This is a genomic window from Mesorhizobium sp. (assembly GCF_004963255.1).
Taxonomy (GTDB): Bacteria; Pseudomonadota; Alphaproteobacteria; order Rhizobiales; family Rhizobiaceae; genus Mesorhizobium.
The window spans coordinates 1-865 of sequence record NZ_SUGA01000098.1 but is presented as its reverse complement, the minus strand read 5'-3'; the positions used below and the strand labels follow the sequence as shown (position 1 = coordinate 865).

The 865-nt window shown below is 62.8% G+C and carries 2 protein-coding genes and 1 pseudogene; all 3 read left to right on the top strand.

The window, feature by feature from the left end:
• Positions 1 to 142: 142 nt before the first annotated feature.
• A complete protein-coding gene (locus E5X34_RS32605) occupies positions 143 to 355 on the top strand; it encodes a hypothetical protein (protein WP_292573326.1) in 213 nt (70 codons plus the stop codon).
• A gap of 9 nt (positions 356 to 364) precedes the next feature.
• Positions 365 to 646 (top strand): DUF2933 domain-containing protein, encoded by a 282-nt coding sequence (locus E5X34_RS32600; protein ID WP_292573323.1) that lies wholly within the window; start codon positions 365 to 367, stop codon positions 644 to 646.
• A pseudogene (locus E5X34_RS32595) lies at positions 643 to 865 on the top strand (isoprenylcysteine carboxylmethyltransferase family protein); the annotation flags it as partial. The gene E5X34_RS32600 and the pseudogene E5X34_RS32595, both read left to right, overlap by 4 nt.

Sequence of the window (865 nt, the reverse complement as noted above, 5' to 3'; positions counted from 1 at the left end):
GCCTGACGAAGCCTTTCGGCCCCCTCGTTCCGTTCTCTGACGCCCTGTTCGGCGGGCAAATCTCGCGCTTGCCGGAAGGGCCGATCTCTTGTGCTGGTGCCAATGCTGGCTCCGGTCGCGAAGGTATTTCGAGGCGAAACTCATGAGCATGCGGACAGCAGTAGCGATCTCTGGCTACCCGGCTGGTGGCCTTGCCAGCGGGCAGGAGTCAGTCGCGCTCCGTATCGGCGGAATGACCTGCACCCACTATCCGCCGGCAATCGAGGAGGCCATTCGGGCGGTCAAAGAGGAACCAGGCGAGTTCGGATTCTCATGCCCGATGGGCATGTTCCGCGGCCGGCTCGTCGTCGAATAGGAGACTTACATGTCAATGCACGACCACTCGGATCACGACCAGCCGCAAGGCTCTTTTCTGACGTCCCGGGCGGGCCTTGTCCTGCTTGGCTTCCTCGCGGTCGGCGGGTTCCTGCTCCTCACCGAGCATCGCGCCCATGTGCTTGGCGCGCTGTTCTATCTGCTGCCGCTCGGCTGCGTCTTCATGCACTTCTTCATGCATGGAGGACACGGCCATGGCGGACATGGGCATGGAGGACATGGGCATGGCGGGGGCCACCGCAACCAGCCCGACGAAAGGAATCCGTCATGAGCGCCGACATGCAGGCCTACGGCCTTTGGAGCCTGGTGATCGTCAATTCCGCCGTCTTCATCCTGTTTGCCTACAGCTTCTTCAAGCCGGCGACGACCCGTGACTGGCGCTCGTTCGGCGCGTTCAGCGCCTTCCTGGTCGCGCTGTTCGCGGAGATGTACGGCTTTCCGCTCACCATCTACTTGCTGTCCGGCTGGCTGCAGTCCCGCTATCCAGGGA